This window comes from Devosia sp., assembly GCF_035944845.1.
Classification (GTDB): Bacteria; Pseudomonadota; Alphaproteobacteria; order Rhizobiales; family Devosiaceae; genus Devosia_A.
In genome coordinates, this window is the sequence record NZ_DASZAW010000103.1 from 1 (window position 1) to 17,925 (window position 17,925).

Sequence of the window (17,925 nt, forward strand, 5' to 3'; positions counted from 1 at the left end):
TTCCTTCAATTCGGGGCGGGTTGGGATTTGCTTTCGCGGCCCGCGCCATCCTATATGGCCATGCGCTCCGGGCTTGTCCAGACTGGCGCGTCACGAGGGTAAAACCATGCCGGCAACGACACTTACCGAGCGGCTGTTCGATGATTCGGATACCGCGCCGATCGACCCCTGCTCGCTGTTCGAGGAATGGTTTGCCGCCGCACAGGAAAGCGAGCCGAACGACCCGCACGCCATGGCGCTGGCCAGCGTCGATGCCGACGGCCTGCCCGACGTGCGCATGGTGCTGCTGAACCAGCGCGACGCGCGCGGCTTCTGCTTCTTCACCAATTTCGAGAGCGACAAGGGGCGCGAGTTGCTTGCCCACCCCAAGGCCGCTTTCGTCATGCACTGGAAGACGTTGCGCCGGCAGATCCGGGTGCGCGGCCCGGTCGAGGTGGTGGCCGACAAGGAAGCCGACGCTTATTTCGCCACCCGCGCCCGGGTCAGTCAGATCGGCGCCCATGCGTCCAAGCAGTCGCGTCCGCTGGCCAACCGCTATACCCTCCTGGAGCGGGTCGAGACCCTGCAGAAGAGCTTTCGCGAAGACGAGCCGGTGAATCGCCCGGCCTACTGGTCGGGCTTTCGGGTCATCCCTCAGGCGATGGAATTCTGGAAGGATGGCGCCAACCGCCTGCACGACCGCGTTCGTTTCACCCGCACCCTGCCGGACGGGTCGTGGGCCCGGCAGCGGCTCTATCCGTAAATCCTGAGCGCCGGCAATTGCCTGGCGCTTGCCAATAACGCGGCGACTACCGCAACATGCCCTCCGGGTGGGGGCGGTGGCGTGAGCAGTATTGCAACCTTGTTGGGCAACGTGCGGATCACTCGTGTGCCGGTCAAGTTCACAGGTACGCGGGCCGAGCTGTTCTGGCGCCTGGTCCGCGGCTACCTGCTGATGATTCCGACGCTTGGGCTCTACCGCTTCTGGGTTACCACCATGAAGCGTCAGTTCTACTGGCACAACACCAGCATCGACGGCGACGCGCTCGAGTATTCCGGCACCCCATTGCAGCTGCTGATCGGTTTTCTTTTCGCCCTGGCGATCTTCCTGCCGCTCTATTTCGTCTTCTTTTATCTCTCGACCCAGGTCGGCCCCGTCGTGCTGGTGGGCTACGCCGTCGTCGCGGCCCTGTTCTGGTTCCTCTTCGGCTATGCAAGCTATCGCGGGCGCGACTTCCGCCTGTCGCGCACCCTGTGGCGCGGTATCCGCTTCGATCAGCAGGGCAATGCCTGGGCCTACGCGACGCGGCAATTCCTGTGGTCAATGCTCGTCCTCGCCACGCTCGGGCTGGCCTACCCGTTCATGTCCGCCGACCTTTGGCGCTACCGCTATACCAACACCTGGTACGGCGATCGCCAGTTCGGCTTCACCGGTACCTGGCGCACCATCGCGGGTCCGTTCTACCGGGCCTATGCCACGTTCGCCGTTCTCGTCGGGGCCCTGCTGGGCGTCGGGTTGCTTACCGGCGGTGCGGCCATGGCGGCGGCGCCGTTCCTCGCAGTCGTCCTCGGCTTCGGCGGTTTCTTCTACTATCGCGCCCGCGAGAGCAGCCGGATGTTCTCAGAGGTGCAGCTTGGCACGGCGCGCCTCAGGGTGGAGATCAAGGCCCGGGCTTTGGCGGCGCAGTTCGCCGCTTACTCCGGCATGCTGACGGTGGCCTTCATCATCATCGGGCTCGTCGGCTACCTCGTCACGCTGCTGGTGCAGGGCCAGTTCGACTTCACCTCGCTTGCCGGCATCGCTCGAGCCGGCTGGATCGGCGTGGGGCTCGCGCTGGGCGGCTATCTGGCCAGCCTCGCGGCGCTCAGCCTGATGGCCGAGGTCTATCTCGATTGCGGCTACTGGATGCTGGTCGCGCGTGGCGCCACCATTGTCGGCATTGAAAGCCTCAGCACCGTCCGGGCGGGTAGCGAGGACAAATCCCTCGCCGGCGAAGGCCTCGCCGATGCGCTCAATGTGGGATCGTTCTGATGGAGATGGAGCCAACCGGCCGCTACTACGACGGTCTCGTGGCAGCGCGCCGCTATGTCACCCTTGCCCTGACGCGCGATGCCGGCTCGGCCGAACTCATCATTGCCGACCGCGACACGCGCGAGGAGCTCGATCGCTGGCCGGTCGACTCGGTGTTCGAACTGGCGGGGCTCGGCGACGATCTGCGCCTCGGTGCCGCCGATCGGCCCTATGGCGCCCGTCTCACGCTGCCAACAGGGGAGTGGAGCACCGCCTTGCGCGAGGCAATCCCCGGCCTCGGTCGCCGATCGCGGCTGGAGCGCGGGCAACAGCGACGCGTCCTCGCGGGCGCCGTGGCGGCGCTCGTCTCGGTGATAGCAGCCTATGTGTTCGGCGTTCCGGTGCTGGCCGACAGTGCTACCAATCTGGTGCCGCCGGCCTGGGAGATCCGCCTCGGCGAAGGCGCCCGCCTGCAGATCGAGGCAATGCTGGGCAACGGCCGCCGCTTCGAGGCCTGCGGTTCGGAGTTCAGTCAGGCAAATCGCGCCATCGACCGTTTCGCGGCCGAAGTGATGGCAGGGACCGCCTCGCCCTTCACCCCCAGAGTAACCATCGTTCGGTCGCCGTTGACCAATGCCTTCGCCCTGCCGGGCGGCCAGGTGTACTATTTCTCCGGCCTGCTCGAGCGCACCGAGACGGCCGACGAGTTCGCCGGCGTCCTCGCCCATGAGCTCGGCCACGTCGTCCACCGGCACGGCATGGAGATGCTGATCGAAAGTTCGGCCACCGGCCTGCTGGTCGGCTTCGTGCTCGGCGACATGACCAACCTGTCGGTTGCCGCGGCCGCCGGCGCAACGCTGATCGACAGCCGCTTTTCCCGCGAGGCGGAACACGAGGCCGACGCCTTCGCCGGAGCTGCGGGCAACCGCCTGGGCTTTTCACCGCAGGCCCTGGCCGACCTACTCGGGCTGGTTGCGGAGGACACCACGATGACGCGCAGCCTGGCCCTGCTCAGCACCCATCCCTTGACCGACGAGCGCCGCGCCGCGCTGGAAGCGCTCGAGGTGGCGCCGGCGATCACCCGTCCGGCGTTCTCCGACATCGAATGGCAATCGATCAAGTCGATGTGCTAGGCACACCACTTTGATGTCTGAGCACATCGCCTTGATATGCCTGGGCCACCGCCCTCAACAACTTTCTTCTGCGAGGCTTTGCACGAAGCGGCGCGCCGTGCTTATCCCTTAGCTCTCCAGCAGTTCCGGCCGGCACGATGCGCATTCTCATCCGCACCTCGAAATGGGCGATCTGGGCCCGGCGCTTCGGCAGTCTGGCGCTGCCGCTCACCATCATTCCGGTGCTGCTGCACCGCGAACAGTTGATCACCAGCGCCGACTTTACCGTCGTCGAGGCCGTCGCGGCAGGCGTTGCGGCGTTGGCGGTGTTCCTGGCGCTCGGGGCTTTCGGGCGGCTGTGGATCACCGGCGACCAGGGCTGGAGCAAGGCGGGGTGGGGGCTGTTCTTCGGCATCGTCTGCCTGCTGCCTTTCGCCTATCTCGGCTATGAGGCGATGCGTTACCCGATGGTCGACGAGGTGACGACCGACAGCGCCGATCCGCTGCCGCTGGTCTCGCCGGTGCGCGTGGCGCCGACCGGTAGCCCGTTGCGCGACGAGATCGCGGCCATCTTCCCAAATGCCCAGACTCGCAGCTATCCGGTGGATGCCACCGAAATGTTCGCCATCGTCGATGGTCTGGTCGAGGCCCGCGGTTGGGACGTGCGCACTCGCCGCGCGCCGCCGACTGCGCTCGATATCGGCCAGATCAATGCCATCGCAGTGACGCTGTTCGGCTGGCGTGACGAGGTGGCGATCCGAGTCGCCGGCACCGCGCTGGGTTCGGTTATCGACATGCGCTCGGTGCCGCTCGGCGGCTTCCATGATTTCGGCGAGAACGGCAAGCGGATCGAGGAGTTTCTCGTCGCGCTCGACCAGAAGATCACACTGACGCTGCGTGACGCGCCGCAGGCCGCAGCCGCGCCCGACACCGAAGCTCCGCCCCTGCCCGAGGGGGACGACGCCGAGTAGTCCGCTGCTCGCACCGGCTTGTGCGGTAAAGCGTTCCCAACCCGATCAAGCCCGCGACGGAAACAGCGTCGTGCCGAACGGACCGTAGGTCGCGCCGATCAAACCGCGATCGACCAGATACTCGACATGCGCCTTGAGCGTCATCAACGCCGCGCCGTGCAACGGCTGGGCCAGCGGCGGATAGATCGTCGCCAACAGTTCACCGATCTTGCGGGCGCCGGCGTTCACAGCCGCGACCACCTGCCGGTTGCGCTCCTGCCGGTGCGCCAGCAGCGCTCGGGCATGGTCGGGGCCGTCCTCGATGGTCCCGCCATGCGCCGGCACGTAGTGCGCGTAGCCGAGGCCGATCACCTTCTCGAGCGAGTGCAGGTAGTCCGCCATCGAGCCGTCAGGCACCGAAACCAGCGTCGAATTCCAGCCCATGATATGGTCGCCGGTGAGCAGCCACGGCGTTCCGGTCAGCCCGAAGGCGAGGTGATTGGCGCAATGGCCAGGGGTGGCGATCACCTCGAGCGCCACGCCGTCAACCGCCAGCTGCTCACCATCCTCGAGCACCCGATCAGGGGTGAGGCGCCAGTCGCTGTCGCCACCCACCGCATTGATCTCGAACAGCCGCCCCGGGCGGCTGAGCCGATGCTTGCCGCCAGACCAGACCGGAGCGCCGGTCGCCGCCTTGAGCTTGGACGCCAGGGCCGAATGATCAAGGTGCGTGTGGGTGAGCAGGATCGCCTCCACCGGGCGTCCGGCGATGGCGCTGGTCAGCGCCTCGAGATGCAGGTCGTCGTCCGGGCCAGGATCGACGATCGCCACCCGAGCCGTGCCGATGATGAAGCTGTTGGTGCCCTTGAACGTGTAGGGGCCGGCATTGGGCGCAGTGACGCGTACGAGGCCGGCGGCCACCGCCACCGGGCGGCCGGTCTCAGCGTCGAACGTCGTGTTGAAGCTCAGCGCCGGCGTCTGGCCAGCCATTGCGCTCTCCCAGGCGAGCGACTAGTAATCGGCGCTAGCAATGCTCCTGTTGATGAAGGATTGGCAATGGCCTTGACGCTCACCACGCCCAATACCGTTCTTGGCGTGCTCTCGCCCAAATCGCAGTCGGCGCGCCTTGTGGCAAACTTGGTCACCGTGGTGCTCGGCTCGCTTGTTCTGGCGCTGTCGGCCAAAATCTCGGTGCCGGTGATGCCCATCCCGGTGACGCTGCAGACCATGGCCGTCGCGGCGCTGGCGGCCGGCTTCGGCTGGCGCATCGGCGTCGCCACCGTGGCGCTCTATATCGTCCAGGGCCTGTCGGGCCTGCCGGTTTTCGCCACCGGCGGCGGTCTCGACTACATCATGCGCCCGTCCTTCGGCTTCATCCTGGGCTACCTGCCGATGGCCTACATCATCGGCCGGGCCGCTGATCTGGGCGCTTCGGGCCGCATCGTGCTGCTGTTCGGCGCCATGTTGCTGGCGGATGCCGTGCTGTTCGCCTTCGGCTTCGCCTGGCTGCTGGTCGTCGCCAACGCGATCGTGCAGTCGGGTGCCACGCTCCCGGGCTGGCTCGATGCCACGAACCTCATCGGTACGGCGTGGAACGGCGCCGTTGCCCCGTTCATCCTGTGGGATGTGCTGAAAATGGCCTTCGCGGCGGTCAGCGTGGTCGGCGTGTGGAAGCTGCTGCCCAAGCGGGGCTGAGCCTCGGACGCCCACAGAATTGGCAAGGGCCGGTCTGCTGACCGGCCCTTTCTCTTTGCCAGCGCCCTGAGGGCGCCAAGGCGCGACCAAGCCAAAGACCGCTAGTTGGTGAATACCGCCAGCGAACCGTCAGCGGCGACGCCGATGGCGATCACCTCTTCGGCCGAGCTATCATTGGCCGCGAGCCAGGCGCCGAGCGCCACATTGGAGTTGAGCGCCACCCTGAGCTCATCGATCTCGTCGGCATTGTCGTTGAGCGCCAGGTCGAGCGCCGCAGCGTTGTCGGCATTGATCCAGCCGCTGATATCGTAGGTGGCGCCCTCGATTTCGCTCAGGCTGGCGAGGCTCGTTTCGGTCCAGTGGCTGCTCTCGATCAGCGAGATCACCACGCCCAGCTCATCATCGGATGTTAAGGACGCGCTCGCGGAGGCATTGGCGGTGAGGCTGCTCGCCGTGCTATCAATTGCCTCGAGGTCGTCGTGTCCGAGGCTGGCCGTAGCGTCGAAATCGGTCGCAACGCCGAGCGACAGGCCGCCTTCCCCCGACGAGGCAGAAGCGCTGCCGCCGAGCGAGACGCCGACACCGATGTCGAGCGCCAGGGTGGGCGTGCTGAGGACGCAGAGGCAGGTGAGCGCTGCGGCAAGGGTTTGAGTTTTCATGATGATGGCTCCGTTGCAGTTGCGTCGTGGAGCTTCCCGGATACGCCCTGACACGTTCATGAGATCGTTGTCAGGCATTGGTCAGGGTCGGGAATGTAGTCTGCCAGACATGCTCCTCACCCGTCCGAATCATCGCTTGGTGCTCGCACTTGTCTGCGTCGCGGGGCTGTTCCTCCCATCCGCCGCGCTGGCGCAGATCGACCTTGGGCTCGACCTGGGCGGCCTCGGCGGCGTCGATGTCGGCATTGGCGGCGATGACGGGCTGGGCGTCGATGTTGATCTCGGTGGCGACAGCGGGCTGGGCGTCGACGTTGGTGTCGGTGGTGACGGTGGGCTGGGTGTCGACGTCGATCTTGGCGGTGACGGTGGGCTGGGCGTCGACCTTGACCTCGGGGGCGACGATAGCGGCCTCGATATCAATCTGGGCGGGTCGGGCGCCGGTGTCGGTGGGCTGGGGCTCGATCTTGAGACCGCCGGCAAGCCGCTGGGCCAGAAGGCGGCGCTGCAGGCGGTGCGCAGCGGCCGGGCGTTGCCGATGGAAGACATCATGCTGCGCGCCCGATTGCTCACCGACGGCGAGATCATCGATGCGCAGTTAGTGTCGCTGCAAGATGTGCTGCTGTATGAAATCAAGGCGCTGGCGAAATCCGGCGAAGTGAGCGAGCTGTATTTCCTTGCCCAGACGGGTGAATATCTCGATCTGAACTGAGCGTCACATGCGCGTACTGGTTGCCGAAGACGATCGGCGCATCGCCGAGGCCCTTGCCGCCGCCCTGCAGGCGGCCGGCTTCGTTGCGGAGGTCGAATCCGACGGCGAGGAAGCCTGGTATCGCGGCGACACCGAGGAATTCGACGCCATCATCCTCGACCTGGGGCTGCCGACCTTGGACGGCCTGACCATCCTCAAGCGCTGGCGCAAGGCGGGCCGCAGCGGCCCCGTGCTGATCCTCACCGCGCGCGGCCACTGGGAGGAGCGGGTCGAAGGCATCGAGGCCGGCGCTGACGACTATGTGGTCAAACCCTTCCGCATCGAGGAAGTGGTGGCGCGTATCCGCGCCATCGTCCGCCGCTCCGGCGGCTTCGCCTCGTCGCGGGTGGAGATCGACGATCTGGTGCTCGATACCCGCGCCATGCAGGTCACCCGCGACGGCATCCCGATCAGCCTGAGCCCACAGGAATACCGGCTGTTCGCCTATCTGGCGCATCAGCGCGGCCGGGTGGTGTCGCAGATGGAGATCACCGAGCATCTCTACGCTCAGGATTTCGAGCGCGAATCCAATTCCATCGAAGTGCTGGTCGGCCGGGTGCGGCGCCGGCTCGGCACCGACATCATCAAGACGCGTCGCGGTTTCGGCTACTATATGGGGACGCTCGAGGAATGAATCCGCGCTCGCTGCGCCTGCGCCTGCTGGGCGGCGCGGCGCTGTGGATCATCCTCGCACTGCTGGTCGCCGGTTTCGCCATCGGCTGGATGTTCACCGCCAATGTCGAGCGCTCGATGCGCGACGGGCTGACCGCCAGCCTCAACCGGCTGGTGGCGCAGATCGACCCGTTGGCCGAGGAGCCGGTGCCCGGCGATGCGCTGCCGGACCCACGTTACGGCACGCCGCTGTCAGGCATCTACTGGCAGGTCGAGACGCCGGGTTCGGATGATGCCTGGCGCTCGCGGTCCCTCGGTGATCACGTCCTCGCCACCGGCGCCGCGACGGCGCCCGGCGGCGCCGAGCGTTTCGGCACGCTGGCCGGCCCGAGCGGGCAGTCGCTCTCGGCCATGCTGCGCGAGGTCAGCTTTGCAACCGATGCCGGCCATAAGTTGTTTCGCGTCACCCTCGCCGAAGATCGGGCGCTGCTCGACGAGTCGATCCGCCGGTTCGGCGGCGACCTGATGCTGGCCCTGGCAGTGCTGGGGGTGGCGCTGATCCTAGCGGCCTGGCTGCAGGTGCAATTGGGCCTGAAGCCGCTCGAGCACCTGCGCGAGGGCATCGGGGCGGTGCGCCGCGGCGAAGCGCAGAACCTGCCGCCGCGTTACCCCGCCGAGGTGCTGCCGCTGGTCGGCGAAGTCAATGAGCTGCTGAGCCAGCAGCAGAAATCCATGGAGTTCGCGCGGGCCCGCGCCGCGGATCTGGCGCACGGGTTGAAGACGCCGCTCTCGGTGCTGCGCAACCTCGCAGCCCACATGCAGACCACCGGCCATGCCGAGGCCGGCGAGCAGGTCGATGAGATCGTCGGCGAGATGGATGATCGGGTCGAGTATCAGCTGCGCCTGTCGCGGCTGAGGATGCGCACCCGGGCGCACCAGCTCAGCGCCTCGCTGAACGAAGCGGTCGACCGGACCATCGCCGTTCTGAGCCGCACCCAGGAAGGCGAGGAGCTCGATTGGCAAGTCCAGCTTGCCCCCGGGCTCAAGGTCGATATCGATCGCCACGACCTGATGGAACTGGTGGGTGTCATTCTCGAGAACGCCGCCAAATGGGGCCGGTCGCTGGTCCGGGTGGAGGGCCGGCGCAACGGCGCGTTTGCCGAGCTGACCATTGCCGATGACGGGCCCGGCCTCACCGAGGAGCAGATCGCCCGGCTCGGCGTGCGCGGCCAGCGCCATGACGAGAGCCGCCGCGGTTCAGGCCTCGGTCTCGCCATTGCGCTTGAGGTGGTGGCGCTCAATGCCGGCACGGTGCATTTCGCTCGCGCTGCCCAGGGTGGGCTGGCCGCCACGGTGCGCCTGCCGCTCGCCTAGAGCACTTTTCGTGCTTTGGATGCGCCGGCAGTTTCGTCTCAAGGCGATTCCTCCCAACCACCGGCGTCATCCCCGCGAAGGCAGGGGACCTCTGTTTTCTGAGCCCGCCGCACACTCGGCAAACGAAGGTTCCCGCTTTCGCGGGAATGACCGGTGGGTGCGATAGGGCCGAGACAGATCAGTGTCACGGTTAACTTCGCCTTACCCACTTTGCTCGAAGTCACCGCGCTTTGGAACGAAGCCGTGAGCCTTTTCGCGTAGACCAGTACGGCCGGTCGAATGCCGGTAGTGCCAAGGGTCTGGCGGCTCAGCGAGGAACGCGTGCTTCGGCGTACACAAACGATCGCTCTCAAGGATGACGGCGAAATCCAGGAGGCCCTGCGGCCCGAACTGCCGCGCACCGCAGCGCAGCGGGCCGATCCGGAGCAACTGGACAAGGTGCTCGCCGAGGTGACCTGGACGCCGCCCCCCAATCAAACCGAACGTCGCAACCTCGATGCCTGGCGCAACGAAGCGCTGCAGACCGTCGTCACCAATACGGATCGCCGCAAAGGCGGCGATCGCCGCAAGGCCGCGCCACCGCCGCCGCGTACCGGTTGGCGCTGGAAGGTTCCCCCGTCCCGTCTGGCCCTGCTCGCCGTGGCGCTGATCGCCGGCGGGCTCGCCGCCTACCTCACCACCCAGACCAACCAGCCGGCGGCCCAGCCGGTCGCCGAACCGGTGACCGAAGTGGTGCAGGAAGCGCGCGTTCGCGTCCTTGCCGCCAAGGCCGGCATCGGCCTCGGCCAGCGCCTGAGCGCGGCATCGGTCGAATGGGTCGATTGGCCGGAGGGCTCGGTACGACCCGAGTACATCACCGTCGAGGCCAAGCCCGATGCCATCGCCGAAATGAGCGGCGCCGTGGCGCGCTTCGAGTTCTTTGCGGGCGAGCCGATCCGTGCCGACAAGCTGGCGCTGGCCAGCGACGGGTACCTCTCGGCAGTGCTCGACAGCGGCACCCGCGGTGTCTCGGTCACCGTCTCCGCTGCCTCGGCTTCCGGTGGCTTCGTCGTCCCCAACGACCGGGTCGACGTCGTCCTCACCCGCAGCATCGGCCAGTCGGATAGTCCTCAGACCCAGGTCTCGGACACCATCCTGCGCAACGTGCGCGTCCTCGCGATCAACACCCGGCTCGGCGAAACCGGCAGCACCGGCGCCGCCACCGATCCCGAGAACCCGCGGGCCGAGATCTTCGCTGACGAGGCGATCGCCACGCTGCAGCTCGATCCGGGCCAATCGGAGGTGATCATCAACGCCACCGCGCTGGGCCGGCTGACGCTGGTGCTGCGTCCCTTCGTCGACACCGCCGAAGCGGCGGCGGCTGACGATCGCAGCGCCAATCAGGCGATCCGCGTTACCAGCCCGTTCTGGACCAGATGACCGGTCAGGCGGCGGTCGCGCCGCACTCCACTCGCCCTGCCGTTAAATCGCCGTTGACCCGGCCCTGCTAGAACTTTGCGGGTTGCTTGAGAACGTTAGCAAAGATGACCAACATGACGGCATACCGGGACTTCGGCAGAACGCTGCTGTCCCAGTCACTTAGAGCACTTCGACGGTTCGTTGAGACGGCGAAGCGATCGGGAGCGGGGCTCGGCCTTGCGGTCGTGCTTGCGGCCCTTTGCGTGGGCGTGGTTCCCGCGCTGGCCCAAACCGTCAACTACGACCTGAAGACCACCTCGGTGATGCGGATCAAGCTGCCGGTGTCGCAGGCGGTGACCGTCGTCATCTCCGATGCGGTGGGCAAGATCGTTTCGGCCGACCCGGCGATTGCCGATGCGCAGCCGATCACCGACAAGTCGCTGTACCTGGTCGGGCGGGGGTTCGGGACCACCACGGTCAACCTGTTTTCCGCCGATGGCGCGCCGGTCGGGCTGCTCGCCGTCGAAGTCGGCGTCGACACGGCCGACATCGCCCGCTCCATCCGCGATGCGGTTCCCAGTTCCAACGTCAAGGTCAGCTCGGTCAACGGTCGGGTAAGGCTGGGTGGCTCGGTCACCGATGCGGTCACCATGCAGAAGGTGCTCGATATCGTCGCCCAGTACGGCAGTCCGGCAGTCATCAACACCATGACGGTCAGCGGCGGCCAGCAGGTCAACCTCGAGGTCCGTATCCTCGAGGCACAGCGCGACGCCGGCCGTGAACTGGGCATCCAGTGGGGCGGCAGCGTCGGCGGCGTCACCACCAGCATCAAGGGTGGCCCCAACAACCCGGCGCCCAACTCGTTTGCCTCGTTCGTCACCAACATCATCTCGACCGGCGGCGGCATCAACCTCACTGCGACGATCAACGCGCTCGAGGGCAAGCACCTGGTGCGCACCCTGGCCGAACCGAACCTCACCACGCTTTCCGGCGTCAGCGCCAGCTTCCTCGCCGGCGGCCAGGTGCCGATCCGGGTCGCCGATCCGAACGGCAACGCCACGCTCACATATCGCGATTTCGGCGTGCGGCTGGTGTTTCAGCCGACCGTGCTCGATGACGATCGCATCCAGATTCACCTGACGCCGGAAGTCAGCGGCATCAACGGTTTCACCACCTCGGGCGATCCCGTGTTCAACACCCGCAACCTCGATGCCACGGTCGAGCTGCGCGACGGCCAGAGCTTCTCGGTGGCGGGGCTCCTGCAATCCAACACCAACCTCAACCAGAACCAGTTGCCCTGGTTGGGCGATGTGCCGATCCTCGGTTCGCTGTTCAAGTCGTCGAGCTTCCAGAAGCACGACACCGAGTTGGTGGTGATCGTCACGCCCCGTCTGGTGCAACCGAGCGTTCCCGGCCAGATCGCCGCCACCCCGCTCGACGCCACCCAGCCGGCCAACGACCTCGAGTTCTTTGCGCTCAGCCAGATGGAAGTGACGCCCAAGATGCTGAAGAGCTTTCAGACCGGCAACGGCGTCATCGGTCCCTACGGCTACATCATAGATCTGGGGAGCGGCAATTGAGCCCGGCCATGCTCAACGCCCTGCGCGCTGCCGCCGTACTTGCCATACTCGCGGCGCTCCCCGGCTGCACCTACGACTATCGTCAGCGCACCGATCGGGTGGCCTACAGCGCGGGCGACGCGGTGAAAGCGAACCTGGCGCGCGAGACCACCAACCCGACCAAGGCGTCGATGTACCGGACCAAGGGGCTGGGTCGGAACGGCGCGCTCGTCGACCCGGCGGCCGTCCCCGCCGAATAGACCCGGGGCGGCGCAGACGAGGTAACAAGCAGGGCGGGGGTCTGAGCGACCACCCGCCCTTTGCTTGTGCGATTCGACCGTTCAGGCGCGCGCTTCGGCGGCGGCGCGCTCGAGGATCTGGATGTTGTTGGCGACCACCAGGTTGTCGGGCTCGAGCTTTTGCGCCTTGCGGAAACTCTTCAGCGCCTCCTTGAGGCTGCCGCGCAACAGGTAGGAATAGCCGACATTGTTGTAATACTGCGCCGTACCGCCGGTCATCTGGTAGAGCGAGGCATAGACCCGGTCCGACAGGTCGAACCGGCCGAGCCGGTCGTAGGAGGCGCTGAGCCCGACATAGCCCTCGGCCTTGGTGGGAGCGAGCTCCACCGCGCGTTTGTAGAACGCCGCCGAGTACCCGAAATTGTCGTTGCGGAAATGCGCCCGCGCTTCGGCCAGGGCACCGTCGGCAGTGTAGGTTTCGATGTTGGAGATCTCGGCAACGGCCAGCTTGTTGCTGCCGAAACTGCTCATCCCTGCCGAACTGCAGCCGCTGAGCGGCAAAGCGACGATAGCTGCGGCAAGCAGCCCATGGCGAAACAACCTGCCGATCCGGCGCTTCATCTCAATGCCCCCATCGAGAGGCCCGCTTCTGCAGGCCGTGACTTGAGGGACAACGCTAGGCACCACAGGGATTACGCTTGGTAAATGCCGGCCAGCAGCCGGCAATCAGGCTTAACGGTGCGTTACTGCACAAGAGCCGGCCAGAACATGGTCCGGTGGAACGCCAAGAATGTCGTGATGCCAGACGGTCCCTGCAGTAGGTTGCCTCCACTGGCGGTGGGGGAACCATGAACGGGGCGGCTGAACCTTTCAGGGGTGTCGATGCAGTGCTTGCGTCCGAGTTGGGGGCACGGGCCCTGGAGCGGGCGCTGACGCTCGGTTGGATCGATCGGCTTACGCATCGCAATCTTGAGCTGCGCGAACTGCCGCATGCCGACGAGCTGACGCCGACGGGATCGGCCTTGCTGCTGGGACAGTTGAAATCCAGTGGTGTGCTCGAAGGGGCTGGTTCGATCGGCTTGACGGAGCGCTTCCGAAGGGTGCTTCAGGCCCGCGACCTGCTTGAAGCCCGGCTCTGGTTCCTCCTTGCTATCGCCAAGGACGTGCATGAGCACTTTCCGTTGCTGCTCGCCGACCCCGGCGCCTTCGTGCAGCAGGCGGAAGTGTTTCGCCTGTTCGATTACTCCCGGGCGCTGACCATGTCGCCGGAGAACCTCGCGGCCACCGCGCGCTGGGTCGGCTACACCACGGCGCTGACCAAGTACGAAGGCCCGCTGCTCAGTCCGCTATTGGGGCTCGAGGCGACGCGACGGCTGCTCGACGTCGGCGGCAACAGCGGCGAGTTCGCCCTGCACGTCGCGGCCACCCACCCGCAGCTGCGCGCCGCTGTCGTCGACCTGCCCGGCGTATGCCATCTCGGCGCGCTCAATATCGCCAACCGGCCGGGCGCCGAGCGGGTGGCGTTCGTGCCGCGGGACATCCGCCGCGAGCACCTGCCTGGGCCGGTCGATACCGTCGTGTTCAAGTCGGTGCTACATGATTGGCCCGAAGATATGGCGGCCCGCTTCATCGCCGCCGCGCGTCAGGTGCTCGATCCGGGTGGGCGGCTGCTGATCGTCGAGCGCGCCCCCGAACTGCCGCTCGATCAGCCGATGCCGTTCGCGATGCTGGCGAACCTGGTGTTCCTGCCCTTCTTTCGGCCCGCCCCGGCTTATGCCAAGCTGCTCGAGGCGCAGGGCTTCGTGGTGGACACGGTGCGCCAGGTGGTGCTGGATATGCCGTTCCAGGTGATTGCAGCGACGAAGCCTGCGGGCTGATCGGGGAAGTCGATGCCAGAGGGTATCTCACTGCTGGACCAGCCCCTGACGGCGGCCGACATGCGGCGCTTCGTCGAAGCGCTCAGCGGGCCGCACGTCAGCGAACGCTCGACCAAACTCTGGCCGGGGCGGCAATCGACCGACCGCTTTCTCGTCACCTGTCAACCGGAGGTGCTGGGGTCGGATCCGCGCCGCCGCTTCCGGGACATAGCCCTGGCGCTCGGCTGCGATCCCTCCGCAACCGATCGGCTATTGGCGTCGTGGGATCGGGTGATCACCGTGCACCTTGGCTGCGATGGTATCGATCCGCCGCTGTTCAAGCTCTATGTCGAGTATGAACTGGGACGCTCCGGCCGGTCGGACATCCCTGACGATACGATCTTCCTATCGGCGAAGTGGCGACCTGGGCGCGAGGCCAATTTCTCGCGATACCGGCACCTGAGCCATCCCACCAACGGGGTCGAGGCCCGTGACGCCCTACGCCGGAATTTCGCCGGGGATGTCGGCGAGGCCTCGGCGGCGTTCACCGATCGGGTGCTGTCGGAACTGATCACCCCTGAGGGCCGCGTCGATGTAATGCTGGTCGAGGATGAGGACACGCCACGCAAGTCGTTCGACATCAACCTCTATCGGGTCGATACGCCGCTGGCGCGCCATCGCCGGGCGCTCGAAGAACTCTGCGCCGCCTTCGGCCTGCCTGCGGCAGCGCCCGCGATTCTTGCCGATGGGCAAGGCACGATGCTCGGGCATGTCGCCATCGGGCGCGACGCCGCCGGCACCGAGTTCGTCACCCTCTACTATGCGGCCACCAAGCATGACCATCGCTGAACGGCTCCCGACCTCGTTGGCGGCCGCGGCCAACGACCGGCTGGCCGATTTCTGTCTCTGGCCCTACGAACCGCTGGGGCCGACGGCCGGAGCCCTGCGCAGCGAGGCGGTGCTGTGGGCCGCGGCGCAGCTAGATCCGGCCGGCGGAATGCTGACGGCGGTCATCGGCGCGCTGCAGGACGAGTTGGGGCGCGGCCAGACCGTCTGGGGCATCAAAGCGGCCGGCGGCCGGCTGAGCTACGAGTTCTACTTTTACGACTATGGGCGGGCCGAGCGGCAGGTGTCGCTGCAGCGCGTCCTCGCCTGCCTCGCCCGCTTTGTGCCATGCCGGCTCTCGATACCGGACGAGCGGCCCTATTTCATGTTCTCGATCGATCTCGAGCCGCAATGGCTTGCGGCCCGCCGGCCGATCGACGAGGTCAATCTCTATTTCGGTAACCCGAGCGGCGACCTGTCCTCCGGCCTCTCCTATCGTCTGACCGAGACTGGGCTCGAGTTCGCCAACCTCTACCATTTCTTCCACACCCGCGAAGATGCTGCCGCCTTGCGCCGCAAGCTCATCACTTCGGCCCGCCTCGATGATGCCGAGGGCGTCGCCGACCAACTGCTGGAGCAGCACAGGCTCGGCATTGTCACTGTCGTCGCCAACAAGCGGCAGTCGGACGGTATCTACTATTCGCGTGTAAGTGCCGCCCAGATGGCGGATTTCGTTGTCGAGCATCACTATCCGCAGCCTTTCGCGCAGTTCGTGCAAACCCATCTCAACCGTTTCCAGCATCTCTATTTCGATCTGGGGGTGGATTATGCGATGGTGGATGGCAGCTTCGAGGTCAGAAAGACCGCGATCTACGGTTTCGCCTGACCGGCGGGAAACGGCATGGGACGCTACGACAACGCCAGCTACGTGTCAGCGACACTGGAGTTCCGGTGCAATCTGCGCTGCGTCCACTGCATGATCGAGGGGACGATGGATCGGCTGCAGCCGGTGTCGGATGAGGCTTTCGATCACGTGCTGCGCCGCAACGAGGAGACCCGGCAATATAGCGGCCTGATCATGACCGGCTCGGAGATTACGTTGAGGCGCGATCTTCCCGATCTGGCGCGGCGCGCCCGGGCCGCCGGCTTCGAGCACATCCGCATCCAGACGCATGGCATGCACCTGAGTCGCGCCGGCTACGCCGAACAACTGATCGAGGCGGGGGTCAACGAATTCTTCGTCTCGGTCGCTGGCAGCGATGCGGCCACCCATGACGGCATCACCACGATCAAGGGCTCATTCGACAAGATGCTGAGGGGGATGGAAATCGTCTCGAGCTTCCCCGGCACGTCGATCATCACCAACACGGTGGTCACCGAGCGCAGCTACCGCCTCTTGCCCGACGTGGTCGATGCGCTCCAGGGCATCGAGGCGTTGAGCCAGATGGAGTTCTGGCACTATTTCCCGATGAGCCGGACCGACGACAAGCTGCTCCTCGCCGACTATCGGTTGATCGTGCCTTACCTGAGGCAGGCCTGCGAGCGGGCCGACGCGCGCGGCATAGCCGTGGAGATCAAGAACGTCCCGCAATGCCTGCTCGGGCCGGACGACTGGCGGCTGGACAATGGCCAGGCTGCGCTGCTGATCGATCCCGATTTCTGGATCGAGTTCGACAAGAACGGCTTCTATCGCTGCCCGCACCGGGAACGTTGCGCGTCCAAGGCCTGCCTGGGGCTGACAGAGGCCTATATCGCGCGTTTCGGCGACATGGCCGCTGACCTCGCGCCATATGTTTAGGTCGCATTAACCGCCCGTTAATTGCGCTCGATGCGGGTTTTGTATGGCAGGCGGTATTATTTACACTAGTTCGTCAGCGGCAGTTGAATGTGTCGAAGCACATTGATACGCATGACACGTTGGTCGGCCGGCGGGAACCGGAGCATTTCATGGCCAACGCCGAGGGGGCGCTTACTTGGCCAAACAATTATTGATTTATGAGACTGCCACGCCGGTCAATCGCGGCCGTCACGCGAATTTGGCGGTCAAGACCGGGAACGATTTCAGTTTCGCGGCGAACGTCAACTCCGTGCCACTGATGGTGGCCGAGTTTTCGCAGGTGGCCAACGAGATGGCGATCGTGTTCGCCGGCAACGGCGAAGACGTCATCCCGGCGGTGCTGCTGGGCATCCGAGAGAACGAGAACCTGTTCATCGACGACAAGGGCAAGTGGCTGGGTAAGTACGTTCCGGCTTTCCTCCGGCGCTACCCCTTCGTCTTCTCCTCGAACGACGAGGGCAAGAACTTCACGCTGTGCATCGATGAGTCGTTCGAGGGCGCCAACAGTGACGGGCGCGGCGAGCGGCTGTTCGATGCCGAAGGCGAGCAGACCCAGTATCTGAAGAGCGTGCTCGGCTTCCTCCAGGCCTATCAGGTGCAGTTCCAGCGCACTAAGGATCTGTGCGGGAGGCTGCGCCAGTTCAACCTGCTTGAGCCGATGCAGGCGCAGTTTACCCTTCCTGATGGCCGCAACATGATGCTGTCGGGCTTCGAGGTGGTGAGCCGCGAGCGGCTCAAGGCGATTTCCGCCGACCAGCTCGCGCTGCTGTTCGGCTCCGACGACCTCGAAGTGATCTACCTCCACCTGCAATCGCTACGGAATTTGCAGGCAACCGCCGGGCGGCTCGGCGTTGCGCCGACCGAGCCCAGCGCGGCGACCGCTCCAGAGCCGGTCGCGCCGTAGCGAACTAGAACCCGCGGGGGCGCCCGCGGGACGGCCGAACCCGATTTTGCGGCTCGGATAGGCGACGGTAAGGATCCCCGCGCGTTGGCGGGAATCCTGGTGACGTAGTGCGTAACTAGCATTGCAACATCTGTCGGTGTGCGAGGGCGCGCCGGCCAGGAGTCATG

General features: G+C 65.9%; 19 protein-coding genes. 16 read left to right on the forward strand and 3 right to left on the reverse strand.

The window, feature by feature from the left end; translation table 11 throughout:
* The first annotated feature begins 106 nt into the window (after positions 1-106).
* The 4 genes from pdxH (at position 107) to VGV07_RS20105 (ending at position 4,073) form a co-directional block, all read left to right on the forward strand.
* The gene (gene pdxH / locus VGV07_RS20090; RefSeq protein WP_326870511.1) at positions 107-742 is read left to right on the forward strand and encodes a pyridoxamine 5'-phosphate oxidase; all 636 of its coding nucleotides are present in this window, start codon (positions 107-109) and stop codon (positions 740-742) included.
* An 81-nt stretch (positions 743-823) separates the two neighbouring features.
* Entirely contained in the window at positions 824-2,011 is a 1,188-nt protein-coding gene (locus VGV07_RS20095; RefSeq protein ID WP_326870512.1) for a DUF898 family protein, read from the forward strand.
* Positions 2,011-3,123: a M48 family metallopeptidase gene (locus tag VGV07_RS20100; protein WP_326870513.1), complete on the forward strand. Its 1,113-nt coding sequence runs from the start codon at positions 2,011-2,013 to the stop codon at positions 3,121-3,123. The genes VGV07_RS20095 and VGV07_RS20100 overlap by 1 nt, the downstream gene beginning before the upstream one ends.
* Before the next feature lie 137 nt (positions 3,124-3,260).
* Positions 3,261-4,073, forward strand: a complete 813-nt coding sequence (locus VGV07_RS20105; protein ID WP_326870514.1) for a DUF1499 domain-containing protein — start codon at positions 3,261-3,263, stop codon at positions 4,071-4,073.
* A gap of 45 nt (positions 4,074-4,118) precedes the next feature.
* On the opposite strand, the gene VGV07_RS20110 is transcribed toward VGV07_RS20105, so the two are convergent.
* Positions 4,119-5,042: an MBL fold metallo-hydrolase gene (locus VGV07_RS20110; protein ID WP_326870515.1), complete on the reverse strand. Its 924-nt coding sequence runs from the start codon at positions 5,040-5,042 to the stop codon at positions 4,119-4,121.
* A 66-nt stretch (positions 5,043-5,108) separates the two neighbouring features.
* Between VGV07_RS20110 and VGV07_RS20115 the strand changes: the two genes are divergently transcribed.
* Positions 5,109-5,747, forward strand: a complete 639-nt coding sequence (locus tag VGV07_RS20115; protein WP_326870516.1) for a biotin transporter BioY — start codon at positions 5,109-5,111, stop codon at positions 5,745-5,747.
* 101 nt (positions 5,748-5,848) lie between these two features.
* Here VGV07_RS20115 and VGV07_RS20120 read toward each other — a convergent pair whose 3' ends face one another.
* Positions 5,849-6,406 carry a hypothetical protein gene (locus VGV07_RS20120; protein ID WP_326870517.1) on the reverse strand — a complete coding sequence of 186 codons (558 nt, stop codon included), beginning with the start codon at positions 6,404-6,406 and terminating at the stop codon, positions 5,849-5,851.
* Between the two features lie 136 nt (positions 6,407-6,542).
* On the opposite strand from VGV07_RS20120, the gene VGV07_RS20125 reads away from it, so the two are divergent.
* The 6 genes from VGV07_RS20125 to VGV07_RS20150 all read left to right on the forward strand — a co-directional run bounded on the left by VGV07_RS20125 (position 6,543) and on the right by VGV07_RS20150 (position 12,357).
* On the forward strand, positions 6,543-7,115 hold the full coding sequence (locus tag VGV07_RS20125; protein WP_326870518.1) for a hypothetical protein: 573 nt from the start codon (positions 6,543-6,545) through the stop codon (positions 7,113-7,115).
* Between the two features lie 7 nt (positions 7,116-7,122).
* Positions 7,123-7,788: a response regulator transcription factor gene (locus VGV07_RS20130; protein ID WP_326870519.1), complete on the forward strand. Its 666-nt coding sequence runs from the start codon at positions 7,123-7,125 to the stop codon at positions 7,786-7,788.
* Positions 7,785-9,140, forward strand: a complete 1,356-nt coding sequence (locus VGV07_RS20135; RefSeq protein WP_326870520.1) for a HAMP domain-containing sensor histidine kinase — start codon at positions 7,785-7,787, stop codon at positions 9,138-9,140. The genes VGV07_RS20130 and VGV07_RS20135 overlap by 4 nt, the downstream gene beginning before the upstream one ends.
* 321 nt (positions 9,141-9,461) lie before the next feature.
* Positions 9,462-10,559, forward strand: coding sequence for a Flp pilus assembly protein CpaB (gene cpaB, locus VGV07_RS20140; protein ID WP_326870521.1), 1,098 nt, complete (start codon positions 9,462-9,464; stop codon positions 10,557-10,559).
* Positions 10,560-10,801: 242 nt separating this feature from the next.
* Entirely contained in the window at positions 10,802-12,118 is a 1,317-nt protein-coding gene (locus tag VGV07_RS20145) for a type II and III secretion system protein family protein (protein WP_326870522.1), read from the forward strand.
* Between the two features lie 8 nt (positions 12,119-12,126).
* The gene (locus tag VGV07_RS20150) at positions 12,127-12,357 is read left to right on the forward strand and encodes a hypothetical protein (protein ID WP_326870523.1); all 231 of its coding nucleotides are present in this window, start codon (positions 12,127-12,129) and stop codon (positions 12,355-12,357) included.
* Between the two features lie 81 nt (positions 12,358-12,438).
* On the opposite strand, the gene VGV07_RS20155 is transcribed toward VGV07_RS20150, so the two are convergent.
* Positions 12,439-12,957 (reverse strand): tetratricopeptide repeat protein, encoded by a 519-nt coding sequence (locus VGV07_RS20155; protein ID WP_326870524.1) that lies wholly within the window; start codon positions 12,955-12,957, stop codon positions 12,439-12,441.
* Positions 12,958-13,184: 227 nt separating this feature from the next.
* On the opposite strand from VGV07_RS20155, the gene VGV07_RS20160 reads away from it, so the two are divergent.
* The 5 genes from VGV07_RS20160 to VGV07_RS20180 all read left to right on the forward strand — a co-directional run bounded on the left by VGV07_RS20160 (position 13,185) and on the right by VGV07_RS20180 (position 17,758).
* A complete protein-coding gene (locus VGV07_RS20160) occupies positions 13,185-14,213 on the forward strand; it encodes a methyltransferase (RefSeq protein WP_326870525.1) in 1,029 nt (342 codons plus the stop codon).
* A 12-nt stretch (positions 14,214-14,225) separates the two neighbouring features.
* Positions 14,226-15,041, forward strand: coding sequence for a hypothetical protein (locus VGV07_RS20165; protein WP_326870526.1), 816 nt, complete (start codon positions 14,226-14,228; stop codon positions 15,039-15,041).
* Positions 15,028-15,903, forward strand: coding sequence for a hypothetical protein (locus tag VGV07_RS20170; protein WP_326870527.1), 876 nt, complete (start codon positions 15,028-15,030; stop codon positions 15,901-15,903). The genes VGV07_RS20165 and VGV07_RS20170 overlap by 14 nt, the downstream gene beginning before the upstream one ends.
* A 15-nt stretch (positions 15,904-15,918) precedes the next feature.
* Positions 15,919-16,815, forward strand: a complete 897-nt coding sequence (locus VGV07_RS20175; RefSeq protein WP_326870528.1) for a radical SAM protein — start codon at positions 15,919-15,921, stop codon at positions 16,813-16,815.
* A 175-nt stretch (positions 16,816-16,990) separates the two neighbouring features.
* Positions 16,991-17,758, forward strand: coding sequence for a SapC family protein (locus VGV07_RS20180; RefSeq protein ID WP_326870529.1), 768 nt, complete (start codon positions 16,991-16,993; stop codon positions 17,756-17,758).
* Positions 17,759-17,925 lie beyond the last annotated feature (167 nt).